Origin of the sequence: Streptomyces colwelliae (genome assembly GCF_048158785.1) — a bacterium.
Lineage (GTDB): Bacteria > Actinomycetota > Actinomycetes > Streptomycetales > Streptomycetaceae > Streptomyces.
The window spans coordinates 1-26,114 of the sequence record NZ_JBLTJC010000096.1; the positions used below are offsets into that span (position 1 = coordinate 1).

Annotated in this window: 26 protein-coding genes and 2 pseudogenes; 15 read left to right on the plus strand and 13 right to left on the minus strand. The window is 70.7% G+C overall.

Going from position 1 to position 26,114, the window contains the following annotated elements:
- Positions 1-53 precede the first annotated feature (53 nt).
- A pseudogene (locus ACNFOC_RS21140) lies at positions 54-158 on the plus strand (zinc ABC transporter ATP-binding protein); the annotation flags it as partial.
- Here the strand turns inward: ACNFOC_RS21140 and ACNFOC_RS21145 are convergent.
- Entirely contained in the window at positions 119-400 is a 282-nt protein-coding gene (locus ACNFOC_RS21145) for a helix-turn-helix domain-containing protein (protein WP_416960652.1), read from the minus strand. The pseudogene ACNFOC_RS21140 and the gene ACNFOC_RS21145 overlap by 40 nt on opposite strands.
- Before the next feature lie 153 nt (positions 401-553).
- On the opposite strand from ACNFOC_RS21145, the gene ACNFOC_RS21150 reads away from it, so the two are divergent.
- Genes ACNFOC_RS21150 through ACNFOC_RS21160 form a run of 3 tightly spaced genes read left to right on the plus strand, consistent with a single transcriptional unit; the run spans position 554 to position 2,869 of the window.
- The gene (locus ACNFOC_RS21150) at positions 554-1,288 is read left to right on the plus strand and encodes an SDR family NAD(P)-dependent oxidoreductase (RefSeq protein ID WP_416960653.1); all 735 of its coding nucleotides are present in this window, start codon (positions 554-556) and stop codon (positions 1,286-1,288) included.
- Positions 1,289-1,320: 32 nt separating this feature from the next.
- The gene (locus ACNFOC_RS21155; protein WP_416960654.1) at positions 1,321-1,944 is read left to right on the plus strand and encodes an NADPH-dependent F420 reductase; all 624 of its coding nucleotides are present in this window, start codon (positions 1,321-1,323) and stop codon (positions 1,942-1,944) included.
- A gap of 34 nt (positions 1,945-1,978) precedes the next feature.
- On the plus strand, positions 1,979-2,869 hold the full coding sequence (locus ACNFOC_RS21160; RefSeq protein WP_416960655.1) for a TIGR03619 family F420-dependent LLM class oxidoreductase: 891 nt from the start codon (positions 1,979-1,981) through the stop codon (positions 2,867-2,869).
- A 318-nt stretch (positions 2,870-3,187) separates the two neighbouring features.
- Here ACNFOC_RS21160 and ACNFOC_RS21165 read toward each other — a convergent pair whose 3' ends face one another.
- Positions 3,188-4,174: an SMP-30/gluconolactonase/LRE family protein gene (locus ACNFOC_RS21165; protein ID WP_416960656.1), complete on the minus strand. Its 987-nt coding sequence runs from the start codon at positions 4,172-4,174 to the stop codon at positions 3,188-3,190.
- Between the two features lie 77 nt (positions 4,175-4,251).
- Positions 4,252-5,109: an SDR family oxidoreductase gene (locus ACNFOC_RS21170; RefSeq protein ID WP_416960657.1), complete on the minus strand. Its 858-nt coding sequence runs from the start codon at positions 5,107-5,109 to the stop codon at positions 4,252-4,254.
- Positions 5,110-5,216: 107 nt separating this feature from the next.
- On the opposite strand from ACNFOC_RS21170, the gene ACNFOC_RS21175 reads away from it, so the two are divergent.
- On the plus strand, positions 5,217-5,639 hold the full coding sequence (locus ACNFOC_RS21175) for a winged helix-turn-helix transcriptional regulator (protein WP_416960658.1): 423 nt from the start codon (positions 5,217-5,219) through the stop codon (positions 5,637-5,639).
- A gap of 14 nt (positions 5,640-5,653) precedes the next feature.
- Here ACNFOC_RS21175 and ACNFOC_RS21180 read toward each other — a convergent pair whose 3' ends face one another.
- The gene (locus tag ACNFOC_RS21180; protein ID WP_416960659.1) at positions 5,654-6,550 is read right to left on the minus strand and encodes a helix-turn-helix domain-containing protein; all 897 of its coding nucleotides are present in this window, start codon (positions 6,548-6,550) and stop codon (positions 5,654-5,656) included.
- A gap of 48 nt (positions 6,551-6,598) precedes the next feature.
- Positions 6,599-6,994, minus strand: a complete 396-nt coding sequence (locus tag ACNFOC_RS21185; RefSeq protein WP_416960660.1) for a hypothetical protein — start codon at positions 6,992-6,994, stop codon at positions 6,599-6,601.
- A 310-nt stretch (positions 6,995-7,304) separates the two neighbouring features.
- On the opposite strand from ACNFOC_RS21185, the pseudogene ACNFOC_RS21190 reads away from it, so the two are divergent.
- A pseudogene (locus tag ACNFOC_RS21190) lies at positions 7,305-7,484 on the plus strand (hypothetical protein); the annotation flags it as partial.
- Between the two features lie 100 nt (positions 7,485-7,584).
- On the opposite strand, the gene ACNFOC_RS21195 reads toward ACNFOC_RS21190, so the two are convergent.
- Positions 7,585-8,811: a PucR family transcriptional regulator gene (locus tag ACNFOC_RS21195; protein ID WP_416960661.1), complete on the minus strand. Its 1,227-nt coding sequence runs from the start codon at positions 8,809-8,811 to the stop codon at positions 7,585-7,587.
- A gap of 175 nt (positions 8,812-8,986) precedes the next feature.
- Between ACNFOC_RS21195 and ACNFOC_RS21200 the strand changes: the two genes are divergently transcribed.
- From ACNFOC_RS21200 to ACNFOC_RS21215, 4 genes are all read left to right on the plus strand, one after another.
- Positions 8,987-9,739 (plus strand): AMP-binding protein, encoded by a 753-nt coding sequence (locus ACNFOC_RS21200; RefSeq protein ID WP_416960662.1) that lies wholly within the window; start codon positions 8,987-8,989, stop codon positions 9,737-9,739.
- Positions 9,736-10,029, plus strand: a complete 294-nt coding sequence (locus ACNFOC_RS21205) for a hypothetical protein (protein ID WP_416960663.1) — start codon at positions 9,736-9,738, stop codon at positions 10,027-10,029. Before ACNFOC_RS21200 ends, ACNFOC_RS21205 begins: the two co-directional genes overlap by 4 nt.
- A 151-nt stretch (positions 10,030-10,180) precedes the next feature.
- Positions 10,181-10,423, plus strand: coding sequence for a hypothetical protein (locus ACNFOC_RS21210; RefSeq protein WP_416960664.1), 243 nt, complete (start codon positions 10,181-10,183; stop codon positions 10,421-10,423).
- A 207-nt stretch (positions 10,424-10,630) separates the two neighbouring features.
- Positions 10,631-12,097, plus strand: coding sequence for a WGR domain-containing protein (locus tag ACNFOC_RS21215; RefSeq protein ID WP_416960665.1), 1,467 nt, complete (start codon positions 10,631-10,633; stop codon positions 12,095-12,097).
- A gap of 206 nt (positions 12,098-12,303) precedes the next feature.
- Here the strand turns inward: ACNFOC_RS21215 and ACNFOC_RS21220 are convergent, their stop codons facing one another.
- The gene (locus tag ACNFOC_RS21220; RefSeq protein ID WP_416960666.1) at positions 12,304-12,771 is read right to left on the minus strand and encodes an RICIN domain-containing protein; all 468 of its coding nucleotides are present in this window, start codon (positions 12,769-12,771) and stop codon (positions 12,304-12,306) included.
- A 148-nt stretch (positions 12,772-12,919) separates the two neighbouring features.
- On the opposite strand from ACNFOC_RS21220, the gene ACNFOC_RS21225 reads away from it, so the two are divergent.
- The gene (locus ACNFOC_RS21225; protein ID WP_416960667.1) at positions 12,920-16,702 is read left to right on the plus strand and encodes an nSTAND1 domain-containing NTPase; all 3,783 of its coding nucleotides are present in this window, start codon (positions 12,920-12,922) and stop codon (positions 16,700-16,702) included.
- Positions 16,703-16,775: 73 nt separating this feature from the next.
- Here ACNFOC_RS21225 and ACNFOC_RS21230 read toward each other — a convergent pair whose 3' ends face one another.
- Both ACNFOC_RS21230 and ACNFOC_RS21235 read right to left on the minus strand, forming a co-directional pair.
- Positions 16,776-17,429 (minus strand): TetR/AcrR family transcriptional regulator, encoded by a 654-nt coding sequence (locus ACNFOC_RS21230; RefSeq protein WP_416960668.1) that lies wholly within the window; start codon positions 17,427-17,429, stop codon positions 16,776-16,778.
- A complete protein-coding gene (locus ACNFOC_RS21235) occupies positions 17,426-18,109 on the minus strand; it encodes a DUF998 domain-containing protein (protein ID WP_416960669.1) in 684 nt (227 codons plus the stop codon). The genes ACNFOC_RS21230 and ACNFOC_RS21235 overlap by 4 nt, the downstream gene beginning before the upstream one ends.
- 187 nt (positions 18,110-18,296) lie before the next feature.
- Here ACNFOC_RS21235 and ACNFOC_RS21240 point away from each other — a divergent pair, with 187 nt between their 5' ends.
- The 4 genes from ACNFOC_RS21240 (at position 18,297) to ACNFOC_RS21255 (ending at position 22,441) form a co-directional block, all read left to right on the plus strand.
- Complete coding sequence (locus ACNFOC_RS21240; protein WP_416960670.1) at positions 18,297-18,896, plus strand: hypothetical protein; 600 nt, start codon at positions 18,297-18,299, stop codon at positions 18,894-18,896.
- 99 nt (positions 18,897-18,995) lie between these two features.
- A complete protein-coding gene (locus ACNFOC_RS21245; protein WP_416960671.1) occupies positions 18,996-19,688 on the plus strand; it encodes an alpha/beta fold hydrolase in 693 nt (230 codons plus the stop codon).
- A 199-nt stretch (positions 19,689-19,887) separates the two neighbouring features.
- Complete coding sequence (locus tag ACNFOC_RS21250; RefSeq protein ID WP_416960672.1) at positions 19,888-21,282, plus strand: carotenoid oxygenase family protein; 1,395 nt, start codon at positions 19,888-19,890, stop codon at positions 21,280-21,282.
- Between the two features lie 220 nt (positions 21,283-21,502).
- The gene (locus ACNFOC_RS21255) at positions 21,503-22,441 is read left to right on the plus strand and encodes an RNA polymerase sigma factor (protein ID WP_416960673.1); all 939 of its coding nucleotides are present in this window, start codon (positions 21,503-21,505) and stop codon (positions 22,439-22,441) included.
- Between the two features lie 8 nt (positions 22,442-22,449).
- Here ACNFOC_RS21255 and ACNFOC_RS21260 read toward each other — a convergent pair whose 3' ends face one another.
- The 4 genes from ACNFOC_RS21260 to ACNFOC_RS21275 form a co-directional block, all read right to left on the minus strand.
- A complete protein-coding gene (locus tag ACNFOC_RS21260) occupies positions 22,450-23,046 on the minus strand; it encodes a cysteine hydrolase family protein (protein ID WP_416960674.1) in 597 nt (198 codons plus the stop codon).
- Between the two features lie 36 nt (positions 23,047-23,082).
- Positions 23,083-24,504: an MFS transporter gene (locus tag ACNFOC_RS21265; protein ID WP_416960675.1), complete on the minus strand. Its 1,422-nt coding sequence runs from the start codon at positions 24,502-24,504 to the stop codon at positions 23,083-23,085.
- A 31-nt stretch (positions 24,505-24,535) separates the two neighbouring features.
- Positions 24,536-25,006 (minus strand): MarR family winged helix-turn-helix transcriptional regulator, encoded by a 471-nt coding sequence (locus ACNFOC_RS21270; RefSeq protein ID WP_416960676.1) that lies wholly within the window; start codon positions 25,004-25,006, stop codon positions 24,536-24,538.
- Between the two features lie 84 nt (positions 25,007-25,090).
- Entirely contained in the window at positions 25,091-26,011 is a 921-nt protein-coding gene (locus ACNFOC_RS21275) for an alpha/beta hydrolase (RefSeq protein ID WP_416960677.1), read from the minus strand.
- Positions 26,012-26,114 lie beyond the last annotated feature (103 nt).

Consider the following 26,114-nt stretch of genomic DNA (forward strand, 5'->3'; position numbering starts at 1 on the left):
CACCGGGACGGGCCCAATCTTGAATGGCCCGAACGGACTATGGGTAAGCGGCAGACGCGGCGAAGATCCTCGACCTCACGGACTACCTCGGCCGCAAGCCGAAGGCGCTCTCCGGCGGTCAGCGCCAGCGTGTCGCGATGGGCCGCGCCATCGTGCGGTCGAACACGCCGGACAGGACGGTGGGGTCGAAGCGGCGCAGGTACTCGGCGACGAGTTCGTCCTTGCCGTCGAAGTGCTGGTAGGCCGTGCGCTTGGACACCTCGGCCGCAGCGCAGAGCTGGTCCATGCCGGTGCGGTTGATGCCCTGTTCGCGGAAGAGCTGCTGGGCCGCGCTGATGATGCGCTCGCGGGCGCCCCGGCCGCGGCGGCGGCCCGTGGGGCCCTTCTCCAACTCCGTCATGGGGACATCCTACCGCGACTGGGTAACGGCCGGTGTACATAGTTTGCGTCCTGCTCGCCCGCCCCATACCGTAAGCACACAGGGCGGTGTACTTAACATCGTCGTCCCAGACACACACGGCACACACGGCACCACCGATCCGAGGGAACGACCATGGGAAAGCTCGACGGCAAGGTCGCGGTCATCACCGGCGGCACCACCGGCATGGCGCTGGCCGGCGCGAAGCTGTTCGTGGACGAGGGAGCGCATGTCTTCATCACCGGCCGCCGCCAGGACGCCCTGGACGAGGCCGTGAAGGAGATCGGCCGCAACGTCACCGGCGTCCAGGGTGACGCCGCCGACCTGGACGACCTGGACCGCCTGTTCGACACCGTCAAGCGGGAGAAGGGCAGCCTCGACGTGCTGTGGGCCAGCGCCGGAGGGGGCGAGCCCGCCCCGCTCGGCGAGATCACCGAGGCCCAGTTCGACACCTGGTTCGGGCTCAACGCCCGCGGCACCCTGTTCACCGTCCAGAAGGCCCTCCCGCTCTTCAACGACGGCGGCTCCATCCTCATGACCGGCTCCAACGCCTCCCTCGGCGCCTTCCCCGGCTGGAGCGTCTACGCCGGCAGCAAGGCCGTCCAGCAGGCCTGGGCCCGAACCTGGCTCAACGAGCTCAAGGACCGCCGCATCCGCGTCAACGTCCTGACCCCCGGCCAGGTCGCCACCGCCAAGCAGGCGGAACTCTTCGACGAGGCCACCAAGCGCCAGTTCGAGTCCCTCATCCCCCGCGGCCGGATGGGCAGCCCCGACGAGATCGCCACCGCCGCCCTCTTCCTCGCCTCCGACGACTCCAGCTACGTCAACGGCATGGAACTCGTCGCCGACGGCGGCACCACCGCCATCTGAACCGACCAACCACAACCAGGGCAGGACACCTCATGAGCAGCATCAGCATCATCGGCACCGGGAACATGGCCCGCACCATCGGCGCGCGGGCGATAGCGGGCGGCAACACCGTCGAGGTCATGGGCCGCGACCGGTCCAAGGCCGCCGACCTGGCCAAGGCCCTCGGCGGCGGCGCCACGACAGGAGAATGGGGCACCGCCCCGGCCGGCGACATCGTCATCGTGGCCCTGCTGTACGACGGCGTCGTGCCGGCCGTCGCGCACTACGGAGACGCTCTGGCGGGCAAGGTCGTCGTCGACATCAGCAACCCGTTCAACGCCACGTTCGACGGGCTGGCCCACGACGGGGAGACCTCGATCGCGCAGGAGGTCGCCAAGGTGGCCCCGGCGAGCGCCAGTGTGGTGAAGGCGTTCAACACGATTTTCCGCCAGGTCCTGGAGAAGGGCCGGCCCGACGTGTTCATCGCCGGCGACGATGCGCGGGCCAAGGCGAGTGTGGAGGCGTTCGTCGAGAGCCTCGGGCTGCGTCCGCTGGACGTCGGCGGCCTGAAAATGGCGCACTGGCTGGAAGGAGCGGGCGTGGTCACGGTGGGCCTCGCCAACCACGGGGTGGGGAACCTGGACTTCGCCCTCGGCGTCACCGAACTTCCCGTCTGAGCAGACGGTTGACGGAGCACCGAGAGGACTCGTCATGAAGCTTGGTTTCACACTTCCCGTCATCGGGCCCGCTATCAGCAGCGCAGTTGGTCTGAGCGCGTTCTGCCGCGGGATCGAGGACCTTGGCTACGACACGCTGTGGGTCGGCGATCGCCTGGTCCAGCCGGTCGATATGCACAGCCTCTATCCGGGCAAAGAGCAGCCGTACCCGCCGCAGATGAAGCGTTACCTCGACCCGGTGCTGCTGTGGACCGTCGCCGCTACGGCGACCAGCCGGGTGCGGCTGAATGCCAGCACGCTCAGCACCTTCTACTACGAGCCGCCGCACCTGGCCCGGATGCTGACCACGCTCGACGTGCTCAGCGACGGCCGTCTCGAGGTCGGCGTGGGACTCGGGTGGATGAAGGACGAGCACGACATCTCCCGCAGCGCGGACTGGCACCGGCGCGGGCGGATGCTCGATGACCTGCTGGCGTTCCTGCACGAGTGGTGGACGGCCAACCCGGTGTCCTGGGACAGCGAGTTCTTCTCGCTGCCGCCGGTCCACGCCGACCTGCGCCCGGTGCAGGCGGGCGGGCCGCCCATCTGGATCGGCGGCGCCAGCGAGGCCGCGATGCGCCGGGTCGGCCGCAGCGCCACCGGCTGGCTCGGGGTCGATTTTCTGCCGGACGAGGTCGCCGGCCAATTGTGGTCGCTCGCGCGCCAGGCGGCGCAGGAGGCCGGCCGCGATCCCGACGCGCTGAAGAAGGCCATACGTATCAACCTCGAACCGGGCACGACGGTGGATTCGCTGGCCGACAAGCTCAAGCGCTTCGCCGAGTCCGGTGCGGACGAGGCGTTCGTGGACGCCTTCGCACTGTTCCCCAGCCTTGACCAGATGCTTGACTTCGCCGGCCAGGTGATCGCGCGCGCCGGTCGGTTGTGACCACCCAGGAGCCGGACAACCAAGGACGTCCTCACCTGCTTGTCCGCCGAGACCGGGGTGCTGAACAGCCCGCTCGGCACCAAGGAAGCCATCAAGCCCAAGTAGGGCACCACTCCTGATCCCGGTCCCGGCAGCCTGTTGGCTGCCGGGATTCGTGCTGTCCGGCACCCGCGGCGCTCCATCGGTACCCGGACAAGCCGACACGCGCGGCGTGCGTGACGAACGTGGCTACGGCTGCTCGGCGCTTTGTGCCCGTACCGGGCGTGGGCGGCCCCGGAGTGCGGCGGAGGTGGAGCCCGGCGTCCTCGTCACCGGGCGTCAGCGCAGCGGCAGGCTTTCGAGGGTGAAGACCGGGCTGGTCAGCGGATCGCCGTAAAGGAAGGTGTCCATTTGGGAGTTGGTCACCAGCAGCTGGTCCCCGCTCACGGCGACGCCCGTGGTGGTGTCGGCCCCGGAGTAGGTGCGGGCGGAGACGACGGTGGCCCGGGTGTCGTCGCCGGACAGGCGCAGGGTGTCGACCTCGTTGTTCACGGAGCGGGCGATGTACAGGGTGTTCCCTCGCCGTGCCATCCCGTCGGCACTGGTCAGGGCCGGTGCGGCGATCCTGCGGATCTCGCCGGTGGCGAGGGTGAGCCGGTAGAGCGCGCCGCTGTACCAGTAGCCGATGATCAGCGACGCGCCGTCGGGGGTGGTGACGATGCCGTTGCCGTTGGACTGGCCGGCCACGTAGTCCGGCAGGCGGTGGGCCACCTCCAGGGTCCGATGGGCGCCGGTGGCGGGGGAGTTCACCTCGGCGGCCGGAATCCGGTAGACGACGGCGCGGAAGGAATCGGTGATGTAGACGTCCCCGTCGGGGGCGACGGTCTCGTCGTTGACGAGGGTCGGCTCGCCCGTGTCGGGGACGGTGTAGGAGGACACGAGTTTCCCGGTGTTCGTGTAGACGAAGAAGCGCCCGGTGAAGGCGCCGGCGACCAGGAGGCGGTTGCCGGTGGTCTTGATCCCGGTGGCCTGGGTACGGCCGTCCTGACCGCCCGGCAGGAAGGGTTCGAGCGTCTTCGCCCCCAGGCGCCCGCGGTAGACGGTGCCGTCGGCGATGCCGGCGCTGTAGACGTAGTGGTGGTCGGCCGCGACGCTCTCGGGGAAGGCCTGGCTGCCGTCGAGCGCGATCGTGTGGCCGTTGCCCTCGCTGTCATGGATCGGTGCGGCGGTGGCGGGAAGCGTGAGGGCGGCCAGGGCGGCGGGCGTCGCGGTGAGGGTGAGGAGCGTGCGCTGCCAAGTGGCGTGCGTGGTGGTGCGGGTGGACATCGTGAAGGACCTTTCCCCGGGTGACCGGGAGGGACTTGGGCAAGTGGGAAAAGAGAGTCGGTGGTCGCAGGCGCCTGTCAGGACAGGGCGTCGGTGATCGCGTCGGCCGGCGGTGTGGTCGGCCGTCCGATCAGGCGCCGCAGGTCGCCGGAAGCGGTGAACAGCTCGCCGCGGCTCATACCGAGGTCGGCGTCTACGAGGACGTGCGCCAGCTCGGCGGGCAGGCCGGCACCGGTCAGCACCTGGGCGAATCCGTCGGCCGGGAGGTCGGTGTACGTGATCCGCTTCCCGCCGGCGGCCGAGATCACCGCGGCGAGCTCGGCCAGGGTGAACGCCTCGTCGCCGCCCAGCTCGTACACCTCGCCGGCATGGCCCCCGGTGGTCAGTACGACCGCGGCAGCGTCGGCGTAGTCGGCGCGGGCCGCGGCGCTGATCCTGCCCTGGCCGGCCGACCCGACGACGGCTCCGTCGCGCAGTACCAGCGGGAGTTGGGCGGTGTAGTTCTCCAGGTACCAGCTGTTGCGCAGCATCACGCTGGGGACCGCGCGCTCCCGCAGGTACTCCTCCGTGGCGCGATGGGTGGAGGCGAGGACCGTGGTGGCTGTGTCCGCGTGCGACATGCTGGTGTACGCCACCAGCGACACGCCTGCGGCCACGGCGGCGTCGATGGCGCGGCGGTGGTTGGCGACCCGCTCGTCCACGGTCGTGGTCGAGATCAGCAGCAGTTTGTCCGCGCCCTCGAAGGCCGCCGCGAGACTGTCCGGCTCCGCGAAGTCGGCCCGGCGCACCACGAAGCCGCGGTCGGCGAAGTCCTTGATCCTGGTGGTGTCACGGCTGGTCGCGACGATGTCGGAGGCCGGCACTCCGCGGGCCAGCAGCGCCTCGACGGTGAGCCTGCCCAGCTGTCCGGAGGCTGCGGTGACAACGATCGACATGGGGTTCACCCCTTCCTGCCGCGGACCTCCCACGGCGCAAAACCCAGGGTGACCTGGTCACTCTCTTTTGGTAAGGAGCCACTTCGCGGTAAGGTGGCAACCCCGAAGTGAGTATCGAGGTGAGCCGTGTGGCGACCGCCGAGGGCGTGACCGAGCCCACACCGTCATGGGACCCGTACGCGCGTGGCTGCCCTTCGCGTGACGTGCTCGACCAGATCGGCAGCAAGTGGGCGGTTCTCGTGCTGGGCGAACTCGGCAGGCACGGGGCGTGCCGGTTCACCCAGCTGCGGCAGCGGCTGGCGGGAGTGAGCGAGAAGATGCTCACCCAGACGCTGCGCACCCTCGAACGCGACGGACTGGTCCTGCGGACGGTGTACCCGGAGGTGCCGACCCGCGTGGAGTACGAGTTGACCCCCCTCGGCCAGACGCTGCGAGGTCCCCTGAGGGCGCTCACGGAGTGGTCGGTGGGGCACATCGAGGAAGTCCTCGCCGCCCGTGAGGAGTACGACGGCCGCGCTGGAAGACGCTAGTACTGCAACGCGCTTTAGGCCGACAACTGCTTTTCGCTGGACAGTGTCTGGAGCTTCGCCAGTTTGCCCGCGTCGGCCGACCCTGGCTCCGCGGTGAAGACGAGCAGTTTCAGATCGCCCTCGGGAACCGTCAGGACGGTGCTGTCCGTTCTGACGGGTCCGATGTCCGGGTGGTCGATGACCCCACTGCGTCGCTCGAACCGCCTGCTGGCACCGCCGCGCCACAACTCGGTGAACCGCGGACTCACCGAGTGCAGCGCGGTGATCAGAGCGGTGAGTTCATCGTCGGACGGATGGCGGCTCGCGGTCTCCCGCAGATCAGCCACCAGCGATGCTTCGAAATCCTGGTCCTGTCGCCCTGGCTCCGCCGCACAGTTTGTCGTGCTCGTGAAATAACGCCAGGCCATATTGCGCTCGCGACGAGCGGAGCGCGACGGATCACCGCAGAGGGCGGCACCGAGGGAGTTGTAGCGCAGAAGGGTCCAGGTCGCGTCGAACACGGCGACAGGCACTGCGTCGAGGCGATCGAGCAGTTGCTCCGTGGCCGGACCGATGCGCCGGTTGACCCGGCCCGGCTGTGTGATCGAGTGACCGGTGAGGATGCAGAGGTGTTCGTACTCGGCCTGCGCCAGACTCAGCGTACTGGCGAGGGACTTCAACACCTGAAGGGAGGGGCGGGCTCGGCCCTGCTCAAGGCGTTTGACGTAGTCCGCGGACACGTCACTCAACTCGGCCACTTCCTCCCGTCGTAGGCCCGGGGTGCGGCGCGAACCACCCGTGACGAGGTGATCGAAATCGGTGGGCGTGACACGGTCCCGCCACTGCCGAAGCAGCCCACCGAATCGACGGAGTTCATACACGAAGAGCAGTATAAAGACGTGCCCAGCGCGACCAGTTCGCCGCCCGGCCACGCTTCAACTGCATACGGGGAGGCCCGTTGTGCCTCTGCGCAGGCCGGGTCAGCTGGTCGACAGGAAGTCTCCGTCTCCGTCGTCGGCCTGTCGCGCGACCTCGACGAGCCGATCGATCCGACCTGCCTCGACGCGTGCGAACAGATGCGATTCAAACGTCATGCCGGGTCCCTGCTCGGGCACCATCCGAAACAGGTAGCGGCCTGCGATCGTGCTGCCTGCGCTGAACTGCTCCAAGACCGTCAACTCGCCGCCGCCGACCACGAGTTGCCGCATCTCCCTAACGTGCGGGAGGTACGCGACACGGTCGTACACGGCCCCGTTGATGCGCTGGACGAAGGTCGGCGTGATCAGTCTGTCCAGCGTCGTTTCCAGCGGCTCAGTGCTCTCGTCCCCGAACAGCAGCTCCGACAGGACGGCGGGCAGGTCGATTTCCTCGCTCATCAGTGATGCTTCCTTCTGCCCCGCAGAGGGGCGGACGTGTTCACACGGTGATGCCCCACCTCGCGGTGACGGCGCACCGACATCATGCTTTCGGAGATCAACGGCAGACAGGGCCAGCCTGTCCCCCTTGCTCCTGACTGCGGACTTGCCCCAGGGACGGGCTGCTGCCCGGAGCGCTCGTCCGGGGAGGGGAGAAGGCCGCGTAATGAGGGGCGCCCGCCTTGTCCCACTCCCGCGGCCATAGGTGAGGCCGTTTCCGGCGCACCGGGACAGCGGGGGGCGACGGACGTAACGGTGCCCGAGGCGAACCCTGGCCGAGGTCTGCAAGATCGACCCGCCCCGCGAGCACGGACTGGACACCCTCTACACCTACGAGGCACCGCGCACGTACGACCTCACCGTCCAGGTGAGCACCAAGCTGAACCGCAGTCACCTCGTCCACGGCCGGCGAGCGCTCATCCTGCCGTGCCCGGGCCGGACCGAGAAGGACCAACCGCTGACGAAACACGTCAAGGTCACCATCACCGCCGCCGCCTGAGAGACGGACTCGCAAGCGCACAGCCGGCAGGGCAACGACTCGGATCGGTCCGTCAGGGAGTCAGAGGTGGCGGGCGCTGTTCCAGGAGAGTGGGGAAGGTGCCCACGGCGTCGAGTGCCATGGAGAGTTCGGCGACGATCCTCGGGTCGTCCAGGGGACCGCGCAGGAACTCCTCCAGGCGGTGCATGCGGTAGCGCACCGTGTTCTGGTGGCAGTACAGAGCCCGTCCCGCCTCGGCCGCCGATCCGTGTGCTCCGAGCCACGCCCGGGCGGTGGCGAGCAGAGTGGTGCGGTCGTCCTCGGGCAGGGAGAGCACGCCGCCGAGAATGCGGTGGACGGCGCGCTGCGTGGTTTCCAGGTTGTGCATCACCAGTTCCGTCAGAGGTGTGTCGTCGAGCTGGCGCACCGCCGCGGAGCCTGGGGACAGTGACTGCGCTGCGACTTGCGCGTACCGCAGCGCACGGCTGGTCTGGTCGAGACGGTCGTAGAGCGGGCTCACGCCGACGCGGCCTGTCGCGACGGCGCGTACGGCATCGAGGATCCGTTCCACCGGCTGCCGTTGCGGGCAGGAGAGCACTCCTGTCTCGGAACTCGGCTGCGCACGCCACGCCGATCCGATGTCGAGGGCTCGTAACCGGCTGTCCAGGCCTGGCAGTGGCGGATCGCCGACGGTGAGGGCCTCGGCGGTCACGACGAGAAACGATCCCTGGAACGGGAAGTCGAGCATGCGCGCGACTTCCCAGATGGTGTCGCTCTCCGAGGAGGGCCCGTCGATCAGCTCGGCGACCAGGGCGGAGCGGCGCCGGTCGGTCTCCACCATCCGTTCCGCGAGCGTTTCCCGGTAGGCGTTGGTGAGGGCCGAGGACTGCGCGTCGGCGATCTCCCAGATCTGCCCCGCCGATTCCAGGAGCGCGTCGGGCGCGTCGCCGCCCAACTTCCTTGCTTCATGGAGGAGTTGCTCCCAGAGGTGTTGGGCGCCCAGGCGGTAGGCACGCAGGATCTCCGGCAACGGCGCGTTCTGCAGGGCGCGTTTCCGTCCGGTCTCCGCGGGCCCGGACAGGTCGATCGACGGCGCGTCGGGGTCGGCCAGATAGCTGATGGAGCCATGGAAGTTGTGGCGCATGGACGCGCGCAGGTCCTCCGGGCGCACCACCATGGTCCGGTAGAACTCAATGTTCTCGTAGGTCAGTTCGGCCATCTCCGCGGCGATGGCATCGAGCCTGCCGAGCAGGACTCTGGCCAGTTCGGCCACCATGCGTCTGGGCTGTGTCACGTGCACGTGGGCGAGCCTAGGGCAGCGTCAGTCACGGGTTTTTCCCCAACGACCGAGTCCCCGCACGGTCGTTGTCGACGAGGACAGAAATCCGTGTCGATGCCGACATGGTGTCCGGCAGGTCCCTGTTGCGAGGATCGTCACGTAAAGATCAGACCTGCGTGCATGAAAGCGAACTGACGTGAGCAATCTCGCCACCGCCCTGGCGGAAGCGGCCGAACGACACCCACAGCGACCGGCGGTGCGCGTCGACGAGAGTGTCCTGAGCTATGCCGAGCTGGACGAGTTCAGCGCCCGGGTGGCCGGCGGACTGCTCGCCCACGGTGTGCGCCCCGGCGATCGCGTGGGGATGAGACTGCCCAATGTCCCGGCCTTCCCCGCCCTCTGTTTCGGTGCTCTGCGCGCCGGGGCGATCGTCGTGCCGCTCTACCCTCGGCCCCGGCTGCTTGCGCCGCGCCCCCGCGGCACCGCCCGCGGTGCACGACTTGTCTTCTACGGGGCTGACGCGGAGCGGGTCCAGGAAGCCGAGACGGGTGACACGACGCTCGTCCCGATCGGCCCCGCCTTCCTCGACCAGGTGGCCTTCTGGCCCCACCACTCCGCTGTGGTCGACCGTGCCGATGACGACCCGGCAGTCATTCTCTGCACGGGGGAAGCCGCCAAGGGCCCGTGGGGCACCGCCCTCACGCACGGCGCGTTGCGCAGGAATCCGGTCCTGACCGCCAGGGCGCTGTTCGACGAGGCAACCGCGGATGACGCCTCGGAGTCTGTGCCGGCATTCTCCTCCGGCGGTCGGACCTACGGCCTCAGCGCGGTGCTCCTCGCCACGGCATGCCTGCCGGTGGGACCAACGCCCGCCGCACCGGCCGTACCCGACGAGCCTGGAGAGCCAGTCGCCACACCGCTCGAATCCAGCGCCGGGAGCGGGCGTTGACGCTCCGGCGGCAGATTCTGACCGTGCTCAAGGACGACGCCGTCGACGCTACCGAGCGGGCAGCCCTCGTGGCCCATGACGCCGGCCGGCAGGCTCGTCGAGGGCGACAACCCACCTCCAGCGAGGTCATGGCCGTGGCGTTCGAGGAGTTCGCGCTCGTCATCGACGCCGATCAGGCCCGCGCCGCCCCGCAAGAAACCGGGCCGGCCGCATGGAACCAGGACGGGTCGTACGGCCTGTACGACGGGTTGTACGGCCTGTACGAGGAGATCCACGGAGGCACCCGGTGAACCCCTGCACGGCCCGGAGTCCACAGGCCCAGTCCCCCCATCAGCGGTGTGCCGACGGCTCCGGCCGCCAGGACACCGCGCCACCGTACGGCCTGGCCCGCCCCCTATCACTTGACTGACCGGCGGGCAGCCGACGGCGAACAGGAAGACCATGACGTACTCAGGCCAGTCCGGTGACCCAAACGGCTTCGAGCCCGACGGGGCCACGACGACGATGCGGTTCACGCCCGTCATCCGCGCGCGGCACAGAGGCAGTGAAGCGCCTCCGCGTCCCGACCTGGAGCCGATCTTCACCGAACTCGCCCGGCAGTGGGAAACAGCCGGCCGGCTCGTCCCCGGACGGGCGGAAGAGGAGCGGACGACACTCGCCCGCCACTACCCCCGGCCCGGCTGACCCGCATGCACGACAAGCACCGAGGGGTGCCCGGCGCCGAACACATCCGCGTACGGGCCCGGCCGCCAAGAGCGCCTGATCCGCGGGCTTGTGCCGCGCGTGGGCTGTGCGCGGTGCCCGGGGACCTCGATGTCAGTGGTGACCACTAGTTTGGAATCACTGGAGATCGGCCGGGCCGGCCGATGGGGTCTTGGGGAGGGGTGTGCTGTGTCCGCTGCGCAGACACGACAGTCGGGGAACACGACGTATCTGGAGCTGTCCCAGGAGAGCGGCGGTGCGCACAAGTTCTACGAGGTGACGGTCGAGGGGACCACCGTCTCCGTGCGGTACGGACGGATCGGGGTGGACGGGCAGCGTCAGATCACGACCTTCCCGACCGAGGAGAAGGCGAAGACCGCGGCGGCGAAGAAGATAGCCGAGAAGGTGCGCAAGGGGTACGCGCCCGCGGTTCAGGGGCAGCGGGCGGCCCGTGCCGTGACGCGTCGTCAGGTGACGTCCGCTCCGTCGACGGCGCGGTCGACCGCACCGGTGCTGTGGCGGTTCCGTACGGGTGCCTCGGCGTTCGGTATCCATGTGGACGAGGACCGCTGCTGGGTGGGCAACCAGCACGGCAACGTCTACAACCTGAGCCACGACGGTGAGGTGCTGGCGCACTACTCGCTGCCGGACGGTGTGAAGTGCCTGGTGGCGGACGATTTCTGGATCTACGCGGGCTGCGACGACGGCCGGGTGTACGACCTGTCCTCGAAGGTGCCGTTCGCGGCCTACGACATCGCGGCCGAGGTGGACATCTTCTGGCTGGACATCCACGCGGGTGTGCTGGACGTCTCCGACCGCAACGGCGGTCTGACGGTCATCGACCACGAGGACGAGCTCCAGTGGTCGCGCAACTCGGCGGGGGACAACGCGTGGATGGTGCGGGCCGACGACCACGCCGTCTACCACGGGCACAGCCAGGGCGTGACGGCGTACGCGGCGGACGGCGCCAGGCAGCTGTGGCACACCGCGACCAACGGCAATGTGCTCTTCGGCTGGCAGGAGCAGGACGCGGTCTACGCGGGGACGGGACGGCGGGTCGTCCAGCGGCTCGCGAAGTCCTCCGGGGCGATCGAGGCCTCCTACCAGTGCGACGCCGCCGTGTACTCGTGTGCCACGTCTTCCGGCGGGCGGTACGTCTTCGCGGGTGACTCGGCCTCGTCCGTCTACTGCTTCACCGCCGAGGGCACCCGGTTGTGGAAGCTCGGCACGGGGGGCGGTTCGGCGCTGTCGATGCAGTATCACGACGAGCGGTTGTACATCGTCTCCACGGACGGGTCGCTCGCCTGCATCGACGCGAGCGAGGCCGCGATCACCGCTGCTCAGTCGGGCACCGTGCCGGTCGCCGCGGACGTCAAGCTGGCCGCCGCTCTGCCGACGTACGCGCCGCTGACCACCGCCGCCTCCGTCGCCACGGTCAGCGTCGTGCCGGCGGCGGGGAGCGGGGTCGTCGTGGAGTGCTTCGAGCAGGGAGGCCGGGTGCGGGTGCACGTGGTCTCCGAGGGTTATGAGCGGGGGTGGAACGTGCAGTTCCCGCGTGCGATACGTGAGCCGGGCGCGCGTTATGTGGTGGACGCCTTGCATTCCACCTCGGGTGGCTTCTACCGGGTGCGTGGGGAGATCCGGCGTCTGGTGTGACGGGGCCCGGTGCCTCGTCCGGGTGACGGCGGGCTGTTCCGTCCCGGCCGTCGGCCGCGGTGCGCGAGTCTCGTCCCTGTCGGACGTCCTTCCGTCCGGGGCAGTCGTGGAGGTGGGGGTTGGCTCGTCGGGCCGTGGTGCGCGATCCGCGCGCGTACGTGACCGCGGCCCGGCCCGGCACACCGTGTGCCGGGCCGGGCCGTCGTTCAGAAGTCCCAGCTCTGGCTCCTCGCTCCGTTGCAGCTCCAGCTCACCAGGAGCTGGCCGTTCTCAGGCCGGCCGGCCAGGATGTCGAGGCACTTGCCGTTCATCCGGCTGCGGATCGCGCCGCCGTCGCGGTACCACTTCTGGTTGGTGCCGCCGGTGCAGTCCCACGTGCTCACCGATCCCTGCTCACCGGGGTTGAACGCGTAGATCTCCAGACACTTGCCGTTCATGCCCGAGCGGATCTGCTCGCCGTCCCAGCTCCACTGCTGGTTGGTGTTGCCGGTGCAGTCCCACGTCACGGTGGAGGCGCCGTTCTCGTTGTGGAACATGAAGATGTCGGCGCACCTCCCGTTCAGGTTGGACTTGAGCAGCGGTGCCGCGGCGTGTGCCGGCGGTGCCGTCACGGCACCGCCGAGCGCGAGCCCGATCGCCGCCAGCAGCGGCACCAGTCGTTTCGCAGCCTTCATGTCGTCCCTCCACATAGCCGGTGCGCGATTGCGCTGACCCATGGCTATCGGCCGGGGGTTGTCCGGCGCCGGGCCGGCGCCGCCGGACATCAACTGCCGGACAACCACCGGGCGGTGGGGCTGCGGCAAGGCTCGGGAGAGGAAGGGCATGCCACGCGCCGAACGGCCGCTTGACCTGGACACCGGTCCGCTGACGCGCTTCGCGGCCGACCTGCGGAAGCTGCGCGAGGCGGCGGGACGGCCGCCCTACCGGACGATGGCCAAGAGCGCGCACTACTCGTCCACGACGCTGTCCGACGCCGCGGGCGGACGCGCGTTTCCCAGCCTCAGCGTCACGCTCGCCTATGTCGAGGCGTGCCAGGGCGACCGCTGCGTATGGGAGTCGCGTTGGCACGCGGTCGCCGCCGAACTCGCCGCGGACGCGCAGGGCGAGGAGCCCGGGGAAGCCGGCGGGCAGAGCACGCCGTACGCCGGGCTGTCGGCGTTCCAGCCGGAGGACGCCGACCGGTTCTTCGGGCGGGAGCGGCTGACCGACGAGATGTTCGCGCGGGTGCGCGACCGCCGGTTCCTGGCGGTCTTCGGGCCGTCCGGATCGGGGAAGTCCTCGCTGCTGCGGGCGGGGCTCGTCGCCCGTGCGCGGGCGGCGGGGTGGCCGGCGATGCTCCTCACGCCGGGCCCTCATCCGGTGGAAGAGCTCGCGGTCCGACTGGCCGCGCTGACGGGGGAGGCCCCCGGCGCGCTGCTGACCGAGCTGCGCGCCGATCCCGAGGCGCTGCACCTGCGGATCCGGCAGGCCACGGTCGACCGTACGCCGGACGTCGACACCCTGATCGTGGCCGACCAGTTCGAGGAGGTCTTCACCCTCTGCCGGGACCGGGCCGAACGGGACGCGTTCATCGGCCTGTTGATCGCAGCCACCACCGCGAGGAGCAGCCGGACCCGGGTGGTGCTCGGCGTGCGCGCGGATTTCTACGGCCACTGCGTCCAGGATCCCCGGCTGGTCGAGGCGATGCGCGACGCGCAGCTCGCCGTAGGCCCGATGAGCAGCCAGGAGCTGCGCGAGGCGATCACCCGGCCGGCCGGGCTCGCCGGCTGCACGGTGACCGGCCCGCTGCTGGCGGCCGTGGTCGCGGACGCGACCGGTCAGCCAGGCGCGTTGCCGCTGGTCTCGCACGCGATGGTGGAGACCTGGCGCCGCCGCAGCGGCAACCGCCTGACCCTGGACGGGTACCTGGCGGCCGGCGGAATCCAGCACGCGCTCGCGCAGACCGCCGAGAGCGCCTACCGGGCGTTGTCGCCGGTGCGGCAGACCATCGCCCGCTCGCTGTTCCTGCGGCTGACGGCGCTCGGCGACGGTACCGAGGACACCAGACGCCGTATCACCCCGGACGAGCTGGATCCGGGCCCCGACACCGCCTTCGTACTCGAATCCCTCGCCCGGCAACGGCTGGTGACACTGGACGAGAGCTGTGTGGAGATCACCCACGAGGCGATCATCCGGTGCTGGCCGAGGCTGCGCGGCTGGCTGACCGAGGACCGGGAGCGGCTGCTCCTGCACCGGCAGCTCACCGACGCGACCGCCGGCTGGGAGGCGCAGGGCCGCGACCCGCACGCCGTGTGGCGAGGGGCCCGCCTCGCCGCGGCACTGGACCTGGCCGCCGCGGACGGCGACCGGCTGACGTCCAGGGAACGGAGCTTCCTCGCCGCGAGCAGGGACGCGCAGGCCGGCGAACTGGCGGCGGTCAGACGGCGGACGGTCCGCCTGCGGCAACTCGTGACGCTGCTCACCGTCCTGATGGTCACCGCGGTCGCCGCCGGCGTACTGGCCGTGGGCTCGCGCGACTCGGCCGTCCGGCAACGCAATGTGGCCGTCGCACGGAAGGCCGCCGCGGACGCGGCCGAGGTACGGCGGCACAACCCCGCGCTCGCCGCGCAGCTGAACCTCGCCGCGTACCGGCTGGCGCCCACGGCCGACGTCCGCGATCAGCTCATGAGCAGCGGTGCGACGCCGTACACGAGCCGGCTCACCGGGCACACCTCCGACGTGGTCTCGATCTCCTTCGCTCCGCGGAACCCGGTTCTGGCGACGGCGAGTTGGGACCGTACGGTCCGTCTGTGGGACGTCGGCGACGCCCACCGTCCCGTCCAACTGGCGGTCCTGCACGAGCCCTCGCGACTGCTGTCGGTCGCGTTCGGGCAGGGCGGTCGCGTCCTGGCGGCGGCGAGCGAGGGGTCGGTGCGGCTGTGGGACGCGGGGGACCGGCGGGCGCCCGTCGAGCTGAGCACCCTGCCGGAACAGCCTGCCGCGCCGACATGGGTGGCGTTCCGGCCGGACGGTGACGTCGTCGCCACCGGGCACACCGACGGCACGACGCGGCTGTGGAACGTGACGGACCCCCGGCATCCGCGGCGGTTGGCCATCCTCAACGGCCATACAGCCGCGGTCACTTCGGCGGCGTTCAGCCCGGACGGCCACACCCTGGCGACCACCGGCGACACCACCGCCCGGCTGTGGGACGTCACCGAGCCCGCGCAGCCCCGCCGGCTCGACGTGCTGCGCGGACACACCGACACCGTGACCTCGGTGGTGTTCGGTCCGGACGGCCGGACCGTGGCGACCGGCAGCTGGGACCACACCGCACGGGTCTGGCGCCCGGGCAGCGGCCGGCGGACACCACCGCCGGCCGTCCTGCTCGGCCATCCCGCGATCGTCTGGTCGGTGGCGTTCGCCCCCGACGGCCGGACACTCGCCTCGATCGGCGGCTCCACCCTCTTCTGGGACATCACCGACCCGGCGCACCCCAGGCGCGTCAGCACGGTTCCCGGCGGGGCCTACCAGGCCGTGTTCAGCCCGGACGGCCGCGTGCTCGCCGACTCCGACCGGCTGCTGGACCTGCGGGACCTGTCGCTGGGGACCCACGACGACGTGGTCACGTCCGTCGCGTTCGCCCCCGGCGGCCGTGTACTCGCCAGCGGCAGCTGGGACGGCACCGCACGGCTGTGGCAGGTCACCGGCGGCCGGGCCCTGCGGCCGCCGGCGGTCCTGCGCGGACACACCGGGTTCGTGCGGTCCGTGGCCTTCAGCCCGGACGGGCGCACCCTCGTCACCGCCGCCGAGGACACCACCGTACGCATCTGGGACGTGACCGAACCACGAAGACCGCGGCTCACGTCGGTCCTCCCGTGCCACGCCGGTGAGGTCGCCGGCGCCGGCTTCGGGCCCGACGGCCATGTGCTGGCCGTGTGGGCACAACAAGGCGCCGGACTATGGGACTTGACCGATCCGCGCAGCCCCCGGCCGCTGAGCCGGATCGTCCGGGGCGGGCCGGGCGTCACGATGGTGTCGTTCCGGCCCGACGGCCGCACGCTGGTGACGAGCACGGGGGAGTCCGGGTCGCTGCGGTTCTGGGACATCGGCGAGCCGCGCAGGCCCCGCGAACTTCCGTCCCCGTACCGGTCCGAGGCGCTGACCGACGGCATGTTCAGCCCCGACCACCGGATCCTGGCCGCGGTCCACCGGCCGGACAGGACGGTCTGGCTGATCGACGCCAATGACATCGCCGGCCCGCGGAAGGTGGTACGGCGGCTACGGGCGTCCGGCTCCTGGCTCTACGCGCTGGCCTTCTCCGCGGACGGCCGGCGGCTGGCGGCCGGTGCCGCGGACGGCAAGGTCCTGCTGTGGGACGTGCGGGGTACGGCCGCTCCCGCCGTCCTCACCGGCCACGCGAGTCAGGTACCGGCCGTGGCGTTCGGCCCGCACGGCGACACCCTGGCCACCGGGGGCAACGACTTCACCGTCCGGCTGTGGGACACCCGCCTGGACAGCGTCGCCGCCCGCGTCTGCGAGAGCGCGTACCCGCGGATCACCAGGACCGAATGGGCACGGTACTTCCCGGCGGCGGACTTCGACCCGCCCTGCCCCGCCACATGACGTCGCCCGTCCCGCGCACGCGGGCGCCTCCGCACCGGCTGCCACGGACGCTCGATCGCCCTTCCCCGGCGCGCTATCCCTGATCGCCTGAAGGCTTCGGCCAGCTGTCGAGCAGCTGGTCGTCCGTCATCGCCGACGTGTGTGCCGTAGGCGACGGCTCCAGTCCGAAGCCCAGCATCAGTACCTCCGCGTAGCGGCGCCAGGCGTCCGGGGCGACGTCGTGTGTGCGGTCGGCGACCGCGCCGATCATGTACAGGAAGGCGTAGACGTCGGCGCTGGCGAAGTCCTCGCGGACCGCGCCCGCTCGTACCGCTCGTTCCGCGAGGCCGTCCACGAGGCGGCCGAGCTGGTCGCGGGTGCGGGCGACGGGGCCGGTGTCGACGCTCGCGTTGGCCAGGATGACTTCCAGGGCGCGGTCCTCGGACCGCCACTGTGCGGCCGCCAGCAGGTAGTGCCGTAGGGCCTGGGCCGGGTCCGGCAGTTTCGCTGCTGTGGCGGCCAGGTCGAGGAACACCGTGAAGCGTTCCGTGAACAGGGCGTCCACCAGGGACTGGAGGTCGGGGAAGCGGCGGTAGACGGTGCCGACGCCGATGCCCGCCTCGCGGGCGATCTCGTTGAGGGGGACCGTGGCCCCCCGCTGGGCGAACAGGCGGTCGGCCGTCGTCATCACCAGGCGGCGGTTTCGTTCCGCGTCCGCTCGCAGCGGGCGTTGCGTATCGGAGGTCACGCCGGGACATTCTCCGGCATCTTCGCCCCGGCGGGCCGGCGCACCTGCCTGACCAGGAGGGACACGCCCGTCACGACGCTCCACAGCAGCCATGAGTAGACGCCGCCCCGCTCGAAGATGCCGGCCGTGCTCGTCGAGAGGCCCACGCCCGCCTCGCTCAGCAGGCCCAGCGCGCCGACCGTGACGCTGAACACGCGGTACGCGCGCGGCAGTCGGAGACTCTTCAGCGAGCCCGCCATGATCACGATCGTGTTGGCGCACAGGATGGCGACCGACGCGCCGGCGACGTGCAGCGCCAGGCTGTAGCCCGGGCCGTCCGGGGAGCCGTGGAACAGGCCGACCAGCAGGAAGCCCACCGCGTGCGCGCCCGCGAGGGCGATCACGACGCGGCGCGCGCGGCCCGTGAGCAGGGCGCTCGCCAGCAGGATCGCGCCGATCGCGAAGAGGATGCCCTGGACGATGAACGACGTGTTCATCAGCGTGTGATCCGGCGAGCAGATGGTGCGGCCCTGGTACTTCGTGCCGCAGCCCGTGACGCCCAGGTCGCTGATGTAGTTCGTGGCGTAGCTGTAGGCCGGGATGGTCCAGGCGCCCGCGGCGACCGCCTCCGACACCACCCACTGCACCGCGTTCAGCACCAGGACGGCGGCTCCCAGCGGCAGCCAGATCTTGCGTGACATCGGAACTCCTCTCGACAGGTCGTGCTCACCACCCTACATTAAGTGGATAGAACTATCCGGTTAGCGGCGGCGAGTGTGCGCCGAGCGCCCGCCGAATGCGTGACGAGCGTCACATTGCAAGGTTCGAACTCCGTGGGCCGCCGTGCATCTAGTCGGCGTCCACTCCCATCCACCGAGGAAACAATCAATGTTGGCTTATCTGCCCGGATTCGCCCCCTGGATCGTCGCCGGCGTCCTCTCGTCCTTCGACTGGCGCTGGGGCGCGCTCGGCGGTCTCGTCACGGGGCTGCTGATGATGCTGAACGACCGCCGGCGCGGGGTCGGCTTCGACGCGCTGGTCCTGGAGATCAGCACCCTCGCGTACTTCGTCGTGATCGGCGCCGTCTCCGTCACCCGGCCGGACTCCTCGCTGGCCGGCCACACCGACGTCATCTCGTTCGTCTGGCTGGCCGCCACCGCCTGGGGGAGCCTGGTCGTCCGGAGCCCCTTCACGCTGGGGATCGCCAAGCGGCAGACCCCCCGCGAGTACTGGGACATGCCGGAGTTCGTCCAGGTCAACAACTACATCACCAGCGCCTGGGGAGCCGGCTTCACCTTCATCGCCGTCAGCCTGGCCATCGCGGGCGCGGTGGATGCCCCGGCCTGGGTGGGCATCACCGCCCACGTCGTCGGCCTGGTCGCCCCCGCCGTCTTCACGAAGGTCTATCCCGCCCGCGCCCAGGCCCGCCTCATGGCGCTGGCGCAGGCACCGGCGCAGACCCAGCCGTCGGTGCGGGCCGTTCAGTAACGGCCGTTCCTGGCCCGCGACTTCCCTGACCTCCCGGCACCAAATCACCCACCCCACATCGGCACCAGATCACTCACCCCACAAAGGAGTTGGCGCATCGTGAGCATCGCAAAGAACGTCGTCCTCGTGCACGGCGGATTCGTCGACGGTTCGGGCTGGCGGGGCGTCTACGACGCGCTCCGCGCCGACGGCTACCAAGTGAGCGTCGTCCAGAATCCCACACTGTCGCTCGAGGGCGACGTCGCCACGACCAAACGGGTCCTCGACGCCCAGGACGGCCCGACCGTACTCGTCGGACACTCCTACGGCGGCGCGGTGATCTCCGAGGCCGGCACCCACGAGAACGTGTCGGCGCTCGTGTACATCGCGGCGTTCGCGCCCGACAAGGGCGAGTCGGTGAACACCCTCATCGCCGACCCGCCGCCCGGCGTACCCGTCCCGCCGATCCTGCCGCCCGTCGACGGGTTCCTCTTCCTCGACCGGGAGAAGTTCGCCGCATCCTTCGCCGGTGATCTGCCCGCCGCCGACGCCCAGTTCCTCGCGGACTCCCAAGTGCCCTGGGGCGTCGAGGCGTTGGCGGGCGCGGTCACCGAGCCCGCCTGGCAGACCCGGCCGAGCTTCTACCTCGTCGCCACCGACGACCGCATGATCCCGCCGCCCGCCCAGCGCGCCATGGCCGAGCGGGCCGGCGCGACCGTGGCCGAGACCGGCGGCAGCCACGCCGTGTACGTGTCCAAGTCCGCCGAGGTCGCCGCGTTCATCAAGAAGGCGGCGTCCGGCACCACCGCGTGAGCCTTCTCCGCCGACAGTCGTGACGGCCGCGGCGCTCAGCACGGCCGCCACCACCGCGGCGGCGGACGCCCGCCATCGGTGTCCGCCGCCGCGGCCGACTCCGGCCGGGACAAAGGCAGTTCGCGCGTACGGCGGCCTAGCCGGTCCGTCCGGCGCGTCCAACTCGCCCTACCCCTATGACCTCTTGAAGGAAAACAGCATGACGAACGAGACATCCGCTCCCCTCTACCTCCAGGGCCGCTTCGCGCCGGTCCCCGAGGAGTACACTGCCGCCGAACTCACCGTGCGGGGCACCCTGCCGCCCGACCTGGACGGCCGCTATCTGCGCAACGGCCCCAACCCGCTGCCCGGCGAGGACCGGGGGCACTGGTTCACCGGCCCCGGCATGCTGCACGGCATACGGCTGCGCGGCGGCCGCGCCGAGTGGTACCGCAACAGGTGGGTGAAGACAAGGGAGTTGGAAGGTCACCCCTTCGTCCGGGAGGACTTCAGCGTCGACCTCGCCGCGGTGCCCGCCAACACCCATGTGATCCGGCACGCCGACACCGTCCTCGCCCTGTGCGAGGTGGGCCTGCCCTACTGGGTCACCCCGGAGCTGGAGACCGTCGGCCCGTACGACTTCGGCGGGAAGCTGACCACCGCGATGACCGCGCATCCCAAGGAGGACCCGGTCACCGGTGAACTGCACCTGTTCGGGACCGGGTTCGCGCCGCCCTACCTCACCTACCACCGGGTGACCCCGGAGGGCGCGCTGCTCGACAGCCGGCCGATCGACGTGCCGGGGCCGACGATGATGCACGACTTCGCCATCACCGAGCACCACATCGTGTGGATGGACCTGCCCGTCGTCTTCGACCCCGCCCTGGCAGGGCGAGGAGGGATGCCCTACCAGTGGGCCGACGCGTACGGCGCGCGGATCGGGATCATGTCCCGCGAGCACGGTTCCACCGACGTGCGCTGGTTCGACGTCGACCCCTGCTATGTCTTCCATGTGGGCAACGCCTACGAGGACGCGCAGGGGCGGGTCGTGCTGGACGCGGTGCGCTACGACGACGCCGGCTTCCGGAAGGTCTGGGGCGACATCGGCGGACCCACCGGCCCGAGCACGCCGAGTGTGCCGAACGGTCAGGTCGGGGTGCGGGAACCGGGTCACACCCAGGCCCCCTCCGTCCTGTACCGGTGGATCCTGGACCCGACCGCCGGCCGGGTCTTCGAGTCCCAACTGGACGACCGCGAGGCCGAGTTCCCCACCCACAACGAGACCCTCACCGGGCGCCGGAACCGCTACCTCTACACGGTCAACGGCGACGGCATCGCCAAGCACGACCTGGAGCGCCAGACCGGCGACGTCCACAAGACGCCCGGCAGCCGCTACTCCGGCGAGGCCGTCTTCGTACCGGCGTCGGACGGCACCGACGAGGACGCGGGCTGGCTCCTGTCGCTCGTCTCGGACGACGACGGCGCGGCCGGTGAACTGCTCGTCCTCGACGCCAGTGACCTCTCCGTGCAGGCGGTCGTGGAACTGCCGTACCCGGTGCCGTCCGGCTTCCACGGCAGCTGGCTGCCCGAGCCCGAGCCCGCCGAACAGGACTGACCCGCCGAACAGGCCTGATCCGAGGGCGGGTCGGCCGATCCGGTCGAGGGGGCCCGACGAGGAGCCGTAGCGGCGTATCTTCCTCGACAAGGGTCCCCTCGGGCCGACACGTGGGGTCCATCTCCTGTTCATCGGCGGGTGGGAGAAGTGGGGTCCACGGAGCGCGAGCCCAACTCCCCGGAGTGGCCCAGGGCTTGTGATGTGTGCGCATGGAGGCTTCATGGTGTCCCTCGACCACCCCACGGATGAGGAACTCACCCTCAGGGCCCAGGCCGGCGAGTCCGGCGCCCTGGGACTGTTGCTGACGCGCCATCAGGCACCCATGCGCGCGGTCGCGTTGAGCCTGCTCGGCTACGGCCCCGACGCCGAGGACGCGGTGCAGGACGCCGCGTTGACCGCGCTGCGGCGCATCGGTGACGTACGGGAACCCGCGGCCGTCGGGGCGTGGTTGCGGGCGATCGTGCGCAACGCCGCCCGGATGCGGTTGCGGTCCGTGCGGGAGCTGCCCGGTCTCGACGGGCTGGAGCAGCTGCGGGTGCGGGACGACGAGCCCTCGCATCCGGAGCGGTTCATCGAGCAGCACGCGATGCGGGACTGGATCTGGGACGCGGTGGAGGAACTGCCGCAGCAGCAGCGGCTGGTGCTGATGCTGCGGCACTTCAGCGGGATCACCTCGTACCAGGAGATCGCCGAGGCCTGCGAGGTGCCGGTCGGCACCGTGCGCAGCCGGCTCAACCAGGCCCGGGCGAAGATGGCCAAGGTGCTGCTCTCGACCGCGGCCGGCGGCCACGACGACGCCTCCGCGCTCATCGAGGACAGCCGGCAGGAGGCCCAGGTCACGCTGGACGGCGCCATGCGCGGCCAACTGCCCTCGGAGATCCTGGAGTTGTGGCCGGCGGAGACCGAACTGGTCGGCGTCCTCAACAAGGACGGCGGACGCCGCCACCCCTTCCCGGCGATGCGCAGCACCCGGGACAAGGGCGTGACCCAGCATCTGCGCCATGTCGTGGCCAGCCGCGACATCGCCATCTGGGAGATGGAGGCTGTCACCCCGGCCGGCGTCCCGAACCCCTGTCCGCCCGCCCTGGCCTGGCTGATGTTCCGGCGCGGCGGACGGGTGCAGAAGCTGCGGGTGGTCTTCCCCGGTGCACCGGCGTGAGCGCTGTGTCAGGCGGAGCGCAGCAGCTGCCGTAGACCGGTGGTGTCGATGACGTGGGCCCGGGACGGGAACACCTTCTCGACCAGCACCCGGTGGGTGTCGGCGTCGGGGTCGGCGACGCCGTCGGACAGGACGAGGACGCGGTAGTCGCGGTCGGCCGCGTCGATGACCGTGGACAGGACGACTCCGCTGGTGCTGATGCCGGCGAGCACCAGGGTGTCGATGTCGCGGTCGCTCAACTGCTCGTGGAGATCGGTGGTCGAGCCCGAGCCGTAGCGGATCTTGCGGACGACGATGTCGCCGTCCTCCGGCGTGATCCGCGCGTCGATCCGGGTGGCGTCGTCCTCGTGGTGCAGCATCTTCGCCGCGGCGACCGCGCTGAAGGACTTGTTGGTCTCGGGGACCGCCGCCCAGTCGTCCTCGGTGAAGGCGACGCGGACGTAGCCGATGGTGCCGCCGGCGGCACGGACGTACGCGATGGTGTCCTTGACCCGCTCGACGAGGGCGTCGGAGTCCGGGGCCATGGGGACGATCCCGTTCTGGAAGTCCATGACCAGCAGGGCCGTGCGCTCGGGGGCGATCGTGGGGAGGGAGGTGGTGCTCACGCGAGGTTCTCCTTGGTGGGGTTCTTACGGGGGAGGTCAGGTGGTCGTGGTGCTGCGGCCCATCAGGCGGCGGTCCAGGACGGTCAGCAGGAGGACCGTGAGGCCCGCGCCGACCAGGACGAGGCCGAGGACGTGCAGGCCGTGGTCGGTCACGCCGGCGCGGAAGACGATGCCGCCGATCACGGCGGAGGTGATCGTGCCGAGGTAGCCGAAGGTCCGGAACAGCCCTGAGGCGGTGCCTATCTGGTCCGGCGGCGCCTCCAGGTAGAGGGCGGTCTGGTTGCCGACCGTGGTCGTGGCCGAGGCGACGCCGAAGACCAGGGACACCAGCACGATCGCGATCGCCGGGCTGTGCGAGGTGAGCAGCATGATCCCCGCCGAGCCGATCAGCATGGTCACCGCCGACACGACCAGCGGGCCGCGGATCAGGTTGCGGCGGGCGAGCGGGTGCGAGAGCAGCGCGGACACGGCACCCATCGGCAGCAGCAGGAGTCCCGCCGTCACCGTGGAGAAGCCGTGCGCGGCCTCCATCCACTGCGTCACGCCGTACATCACGGTGTACGTGCCGAGCAGGGAGAGCGCCTGGCGCAGATAGGTCCGGGCGAGGGCGCCGTTGGCGGCGAGCCCGCGGAAGTCGAAGAACGGTCCCGTCCTGCGCAGCTCCCACCGGACCGTGGGCACCGCGGCCAGGACGAAGACGGCGAGCGCGGTCCACCCGACGTGGGGGAGTGCCGTCAGGAAGACGACCAGCGCGCTCATCGTCACGGCGAAACCGAGGATGCCGGGCAGGTCGATCCGGTCGGCGACCCTGCGGAAACCGCTGTCCCCGCGCTCCAGCGCCGGGTCCTCGGGCAGCCAGCGCACGGCCATCACCATCGCCACCAGGGTCACCGGGATGTTGATCAGGAACGCCCAGCGCCAGCCCGCGGCGCCGACCAGCAGTCCGCCGATGGGCGGGCCGATGGCTGCGGTGGCCATGCCCGCGATCGCGATCCCGCCGAGTACTCCGCCCGGCGGGGCGTCGAGCCCGGCGTCCTGGGCGCGGCGCCGGATCAGCACCATCGCGCACGGGAACGCGGCCGAGGTGCCGATGCCGACCAGGACCCGGGCAACGGTCAGCATCGCCAGGTTCTGGCCGAGGCCGCCGACGACACCGCCGAGCAGCACCAGGACGATGCCGGAGAGGAAGATCCGGCGCGCGCCGAGCACCTCCGCGAGCTTGCCGGCGGTGGGCTGCGCCACGGCGCTGGCCAGATAGAGCGAGGAGACGAGTACGGCGGTGCTACCGACCGCGACATGCAGCTCGGTGGCGATCGGCACCAGGGCGGTCGCGATGATGGAGCTGTTGACCGGGTTGAGCCCGGCGCCCACATAGAGCGGGGTCGTGAAGGTCCAGGCGAAGGGCCTGCGCACGAGATCGCGCGCCGGGCCGGCGGCCTTGCCGGTGCCGGTCCTCATCTGCCGGTCCTCGCGGGGGCGGTCCCGGTCCTCATATGCCGCCGTCGTTCAGTTCGCTCGTGGCGAGGCGCTCCAGCAACTCGATGGCCTTCGCTACGTCCTTGAGCTCATCCGGGGCGACCAGTTGGTCGATGGCGCGGGCCAGGAAGGTGGCGCGCCCCGCGAGAAGCTTCTCGACCAGTTCGGTCGCGGACGGGTCGGCGCTCATCAGTTTCTTGCGGCCGTCCCGCGCGTCGGGCTCGCCGCGGACCAGTCCGGCGGCCTTGAGCACCGCCAGGCTCTGCGCGATCGACTGCGCGCTGACCCGCTCCAGCGCGGCGAGCCGCGCCGCGGTGACGGGCCCTTCCCGTACGACGCTCGCCAGCACGCCGAGCTGCGTGAGGGTCAGGCCGGTCGCATGCTGTCCCGATTCCGCGCGCAGTCGTGCGCGCAGCCGGGTCATCGCGTCGTTGAGCCGCTGCGCGGCCGCGACGTGCTGCTGCGGCCCGGGGTTCGTGTTCATGGTTCCAACGTAAAACTACACAAGCGACTTTGCCAAGTTACTTGTGTAGTTTTCTCTGTCTACTGGATCACGGCGCCAGCTGGATCACGTCGCCAGGTGGGCGGCGAAGAAGCCGTCCAGCTTCTCCACGGCGGGCGTGACGTACGCGTCCTTGTCATAGAGGTCGACGTGCGATGCACCCTCGATCCACGCCAACTCCTTTGGCCCGTGCGCCTTTTGGAACGCCTCCACGCTCATCCAGGACGTCACGGCCGCACGCCCGACGATCAGCAGCAGGGGCCGCGGCGCGATCAGCGCGACGGAAGCGAACGCGTCGAAGGCGGCGATGCGATCCACGCTGGTCCAGGTCAGCGCCTTGGCCGAGCGGGGGTGCTGGGCGCGGGGAGTGCAGTAGTACTCCCAGCCCTCGTAGACATGCGGGCCGCCCGCGCGCGCCTCCTCCTCGGTGGCGGGGAAGACCGGGAAACGCTGGACATCCGCGCCATGGGCCTCGGCGGTACGGGCCGCGGAGGCGGCGGCCAGCATTCCTTCTACGACGGCCGGGTCCTGCGCACCGTCCGCGCCGAGCCGGAACTGCCGTGACATGTCTACGGCGCTGACCGCGCCCACGGCCCGGATGCGCGGGTCGGTCGCGGCCGCCGCCAGGGCGTAGCCGCCGGAGGCGCAGATGCCGAGCGCCCCGATGCGGCCGGGGTCGACCTCGTCGAGGGTGCCGAGGAAGGAGACGGCGGCCTTGAGGTCCTCGACCCGCTGCCCCGGATCCTCCAGACCACGCGGCTCACCCTCGCTCTCGCCCTGGTGGGCGGCGTCGAAGGCCAGCGTGACGAACCCGCGCTCGGCCAGCCGGCGGGCGTACAGACCGGAGGCCTGTTCCTTCACCCCGGTGCCGGGATGCCCGACCACGATCGCGGGACGCGGCGACCCGGACCGAGCCTCCTCGTCCGGGGTGTAGAGATGACCGGCGAGCTTCAGGCCCGCGCTGAGGAAGGTGATATCGGTACGCATGGGGATGCACTCCAGTCGGAGGTGAGGAGGAGAGGGAGGCCGGCTCTACGGCCATGCCCCCACCGTCACTCCACCCCGCCCCGCGCCACCAGGGACGGCTCTG

What these genes read in the sequence shown, in the direction of transcription:
- ACNFOC_RS21170 (WP_416960657.1), bottom strand. Translation starts at nt 5,109, where the DNA reads ATGTCGATCGTTGTCACCGCAGCCTCCGGACAGCTGGGCAGGCTCACC.
- ACNFOC_RS21265 (WP_416960675.1), bottom strand. Translation starts at nt 24,504, where the DNA reads ATGAGGACCGGCACCGGCAAGGCCGCCGGCCCGGCGCGCGATCTCGTG.
- ACNFOC_RS21275 (WP_416960677.1), bottom strand. Translation starts at nt 26,011, where the DNA reads ATGCGTACCGATATCACCTTCCTCAGCGCGGGCCTGAAGCTCGCCGGT.
- ACNFOC_RS21160 (WP_416960655.1), top strand. Translation starts at nt 1,979, where the DNA reads ATGAAGCTTGGTTTCACACTTCCCGTCATCGGGCCCGCTATCAGCAGC.
- ACNFOC_RS21145 (WP_416960652.1), bottom strand. Translation starts at nt 400, where the DNA reads ATGACGGAGTTGGAGAAGGGCCCCACGGGCCGCCGCCGCGGCCGGGGC.
- ACNFOC_RS21250 (WP_416960672.1), top strand. Translation starts at nt 19,888, where the DNA reads ATGACGAACGAGACATCCGCTCCCCTCTACCTCCAGGGCCGCTTCGCG.
- ACNFOC_RS21235 (WP_416960669.1), bottom strand. Translation starts at nt 18,109, where the DNA reads ATGTCACGCAAGATCTGGCTGCCGCTGGGAGCCGCCGTCCTGGTGCTG.
- ACNFOC_RS21150 (WP_416960653.1), top strand. Translation starts at nt 554, where the DNA reads ATGGGAAAGCTCGACGGCAAGGTCGCGGTCATCACCGGCGGCACCACC.
- ACNFOC_RS21225 (WP_416960667.1), top strand. Translation starts at nt 12,920, where the DNA reads ATGCCACGCGCCGAACGGCCGCTTGACCTGGACACCGGTCCGCTGACG.
- ACNFOC_RS21220 (WP_416960666.1), bottom strand. Translation starts at nt 12,771, where the DNA reads ATGAAGGCTGCGAAACGACTGGTGCCGCTGCTGGCGGCGATCGGGCTC.
- ACNFOC_RS21165 (WP_416960656.1), bottom strand. Translation starts at nt 4,174, where the DNA reads ATGTCCACCCGCACCACCACGCACGCCACTTGGCAGCGCACGCTCCTC.
- ACNFOC_RS21185 (WP_416960660.1), bottom strand. Translation starts at nt 6,994, where the DNA reads ATGAGCGAGGAAATCGACCTGCCCGCCGTCCTGTCGGAGCTGCTGTTC.
- ACNFOC_RS21255 (WP_416960673.1), top strand. Translation starts at nt 21,503, where the DNA reads ATGGTGTCCCTCGACCACCCCACGGATGAGGAACTCACCCTCAGGGCC.
- ACNFOC_RS21155 (WP_416960654.1), top strand. Translation starts at nt 1,321, where the DNA reads ATGAGCAGCATCAGCATCATCGGCACCGGGAACATGGCCCGCACCATC.
- ACNFOC_RS21270 (WP_416960676.1), bottom strand. Translation starts at nt 25,006, where the DNA reads ATGAACACGAACCCCGGGCCGCAGCAGCACGTCGCGGCCGCGCAGCGG.
- ACNFOC_RS21210 (WP_416960664.1), top strand. Translation starts at nt 10,181, where the DNA reads ATGACGTACTCAGGCCAGTCCGGTGACCCAAACGGCTTCGAGCCCGAC.
- ACNFOC_RS21240 (WP_416960670.1), top strand. Translation starts at nt 18,297, where the DNA reads ATGTTGGCTTATCTGCCCGGATTCGCCCCCTGGATCGTCGCCGGCGTC.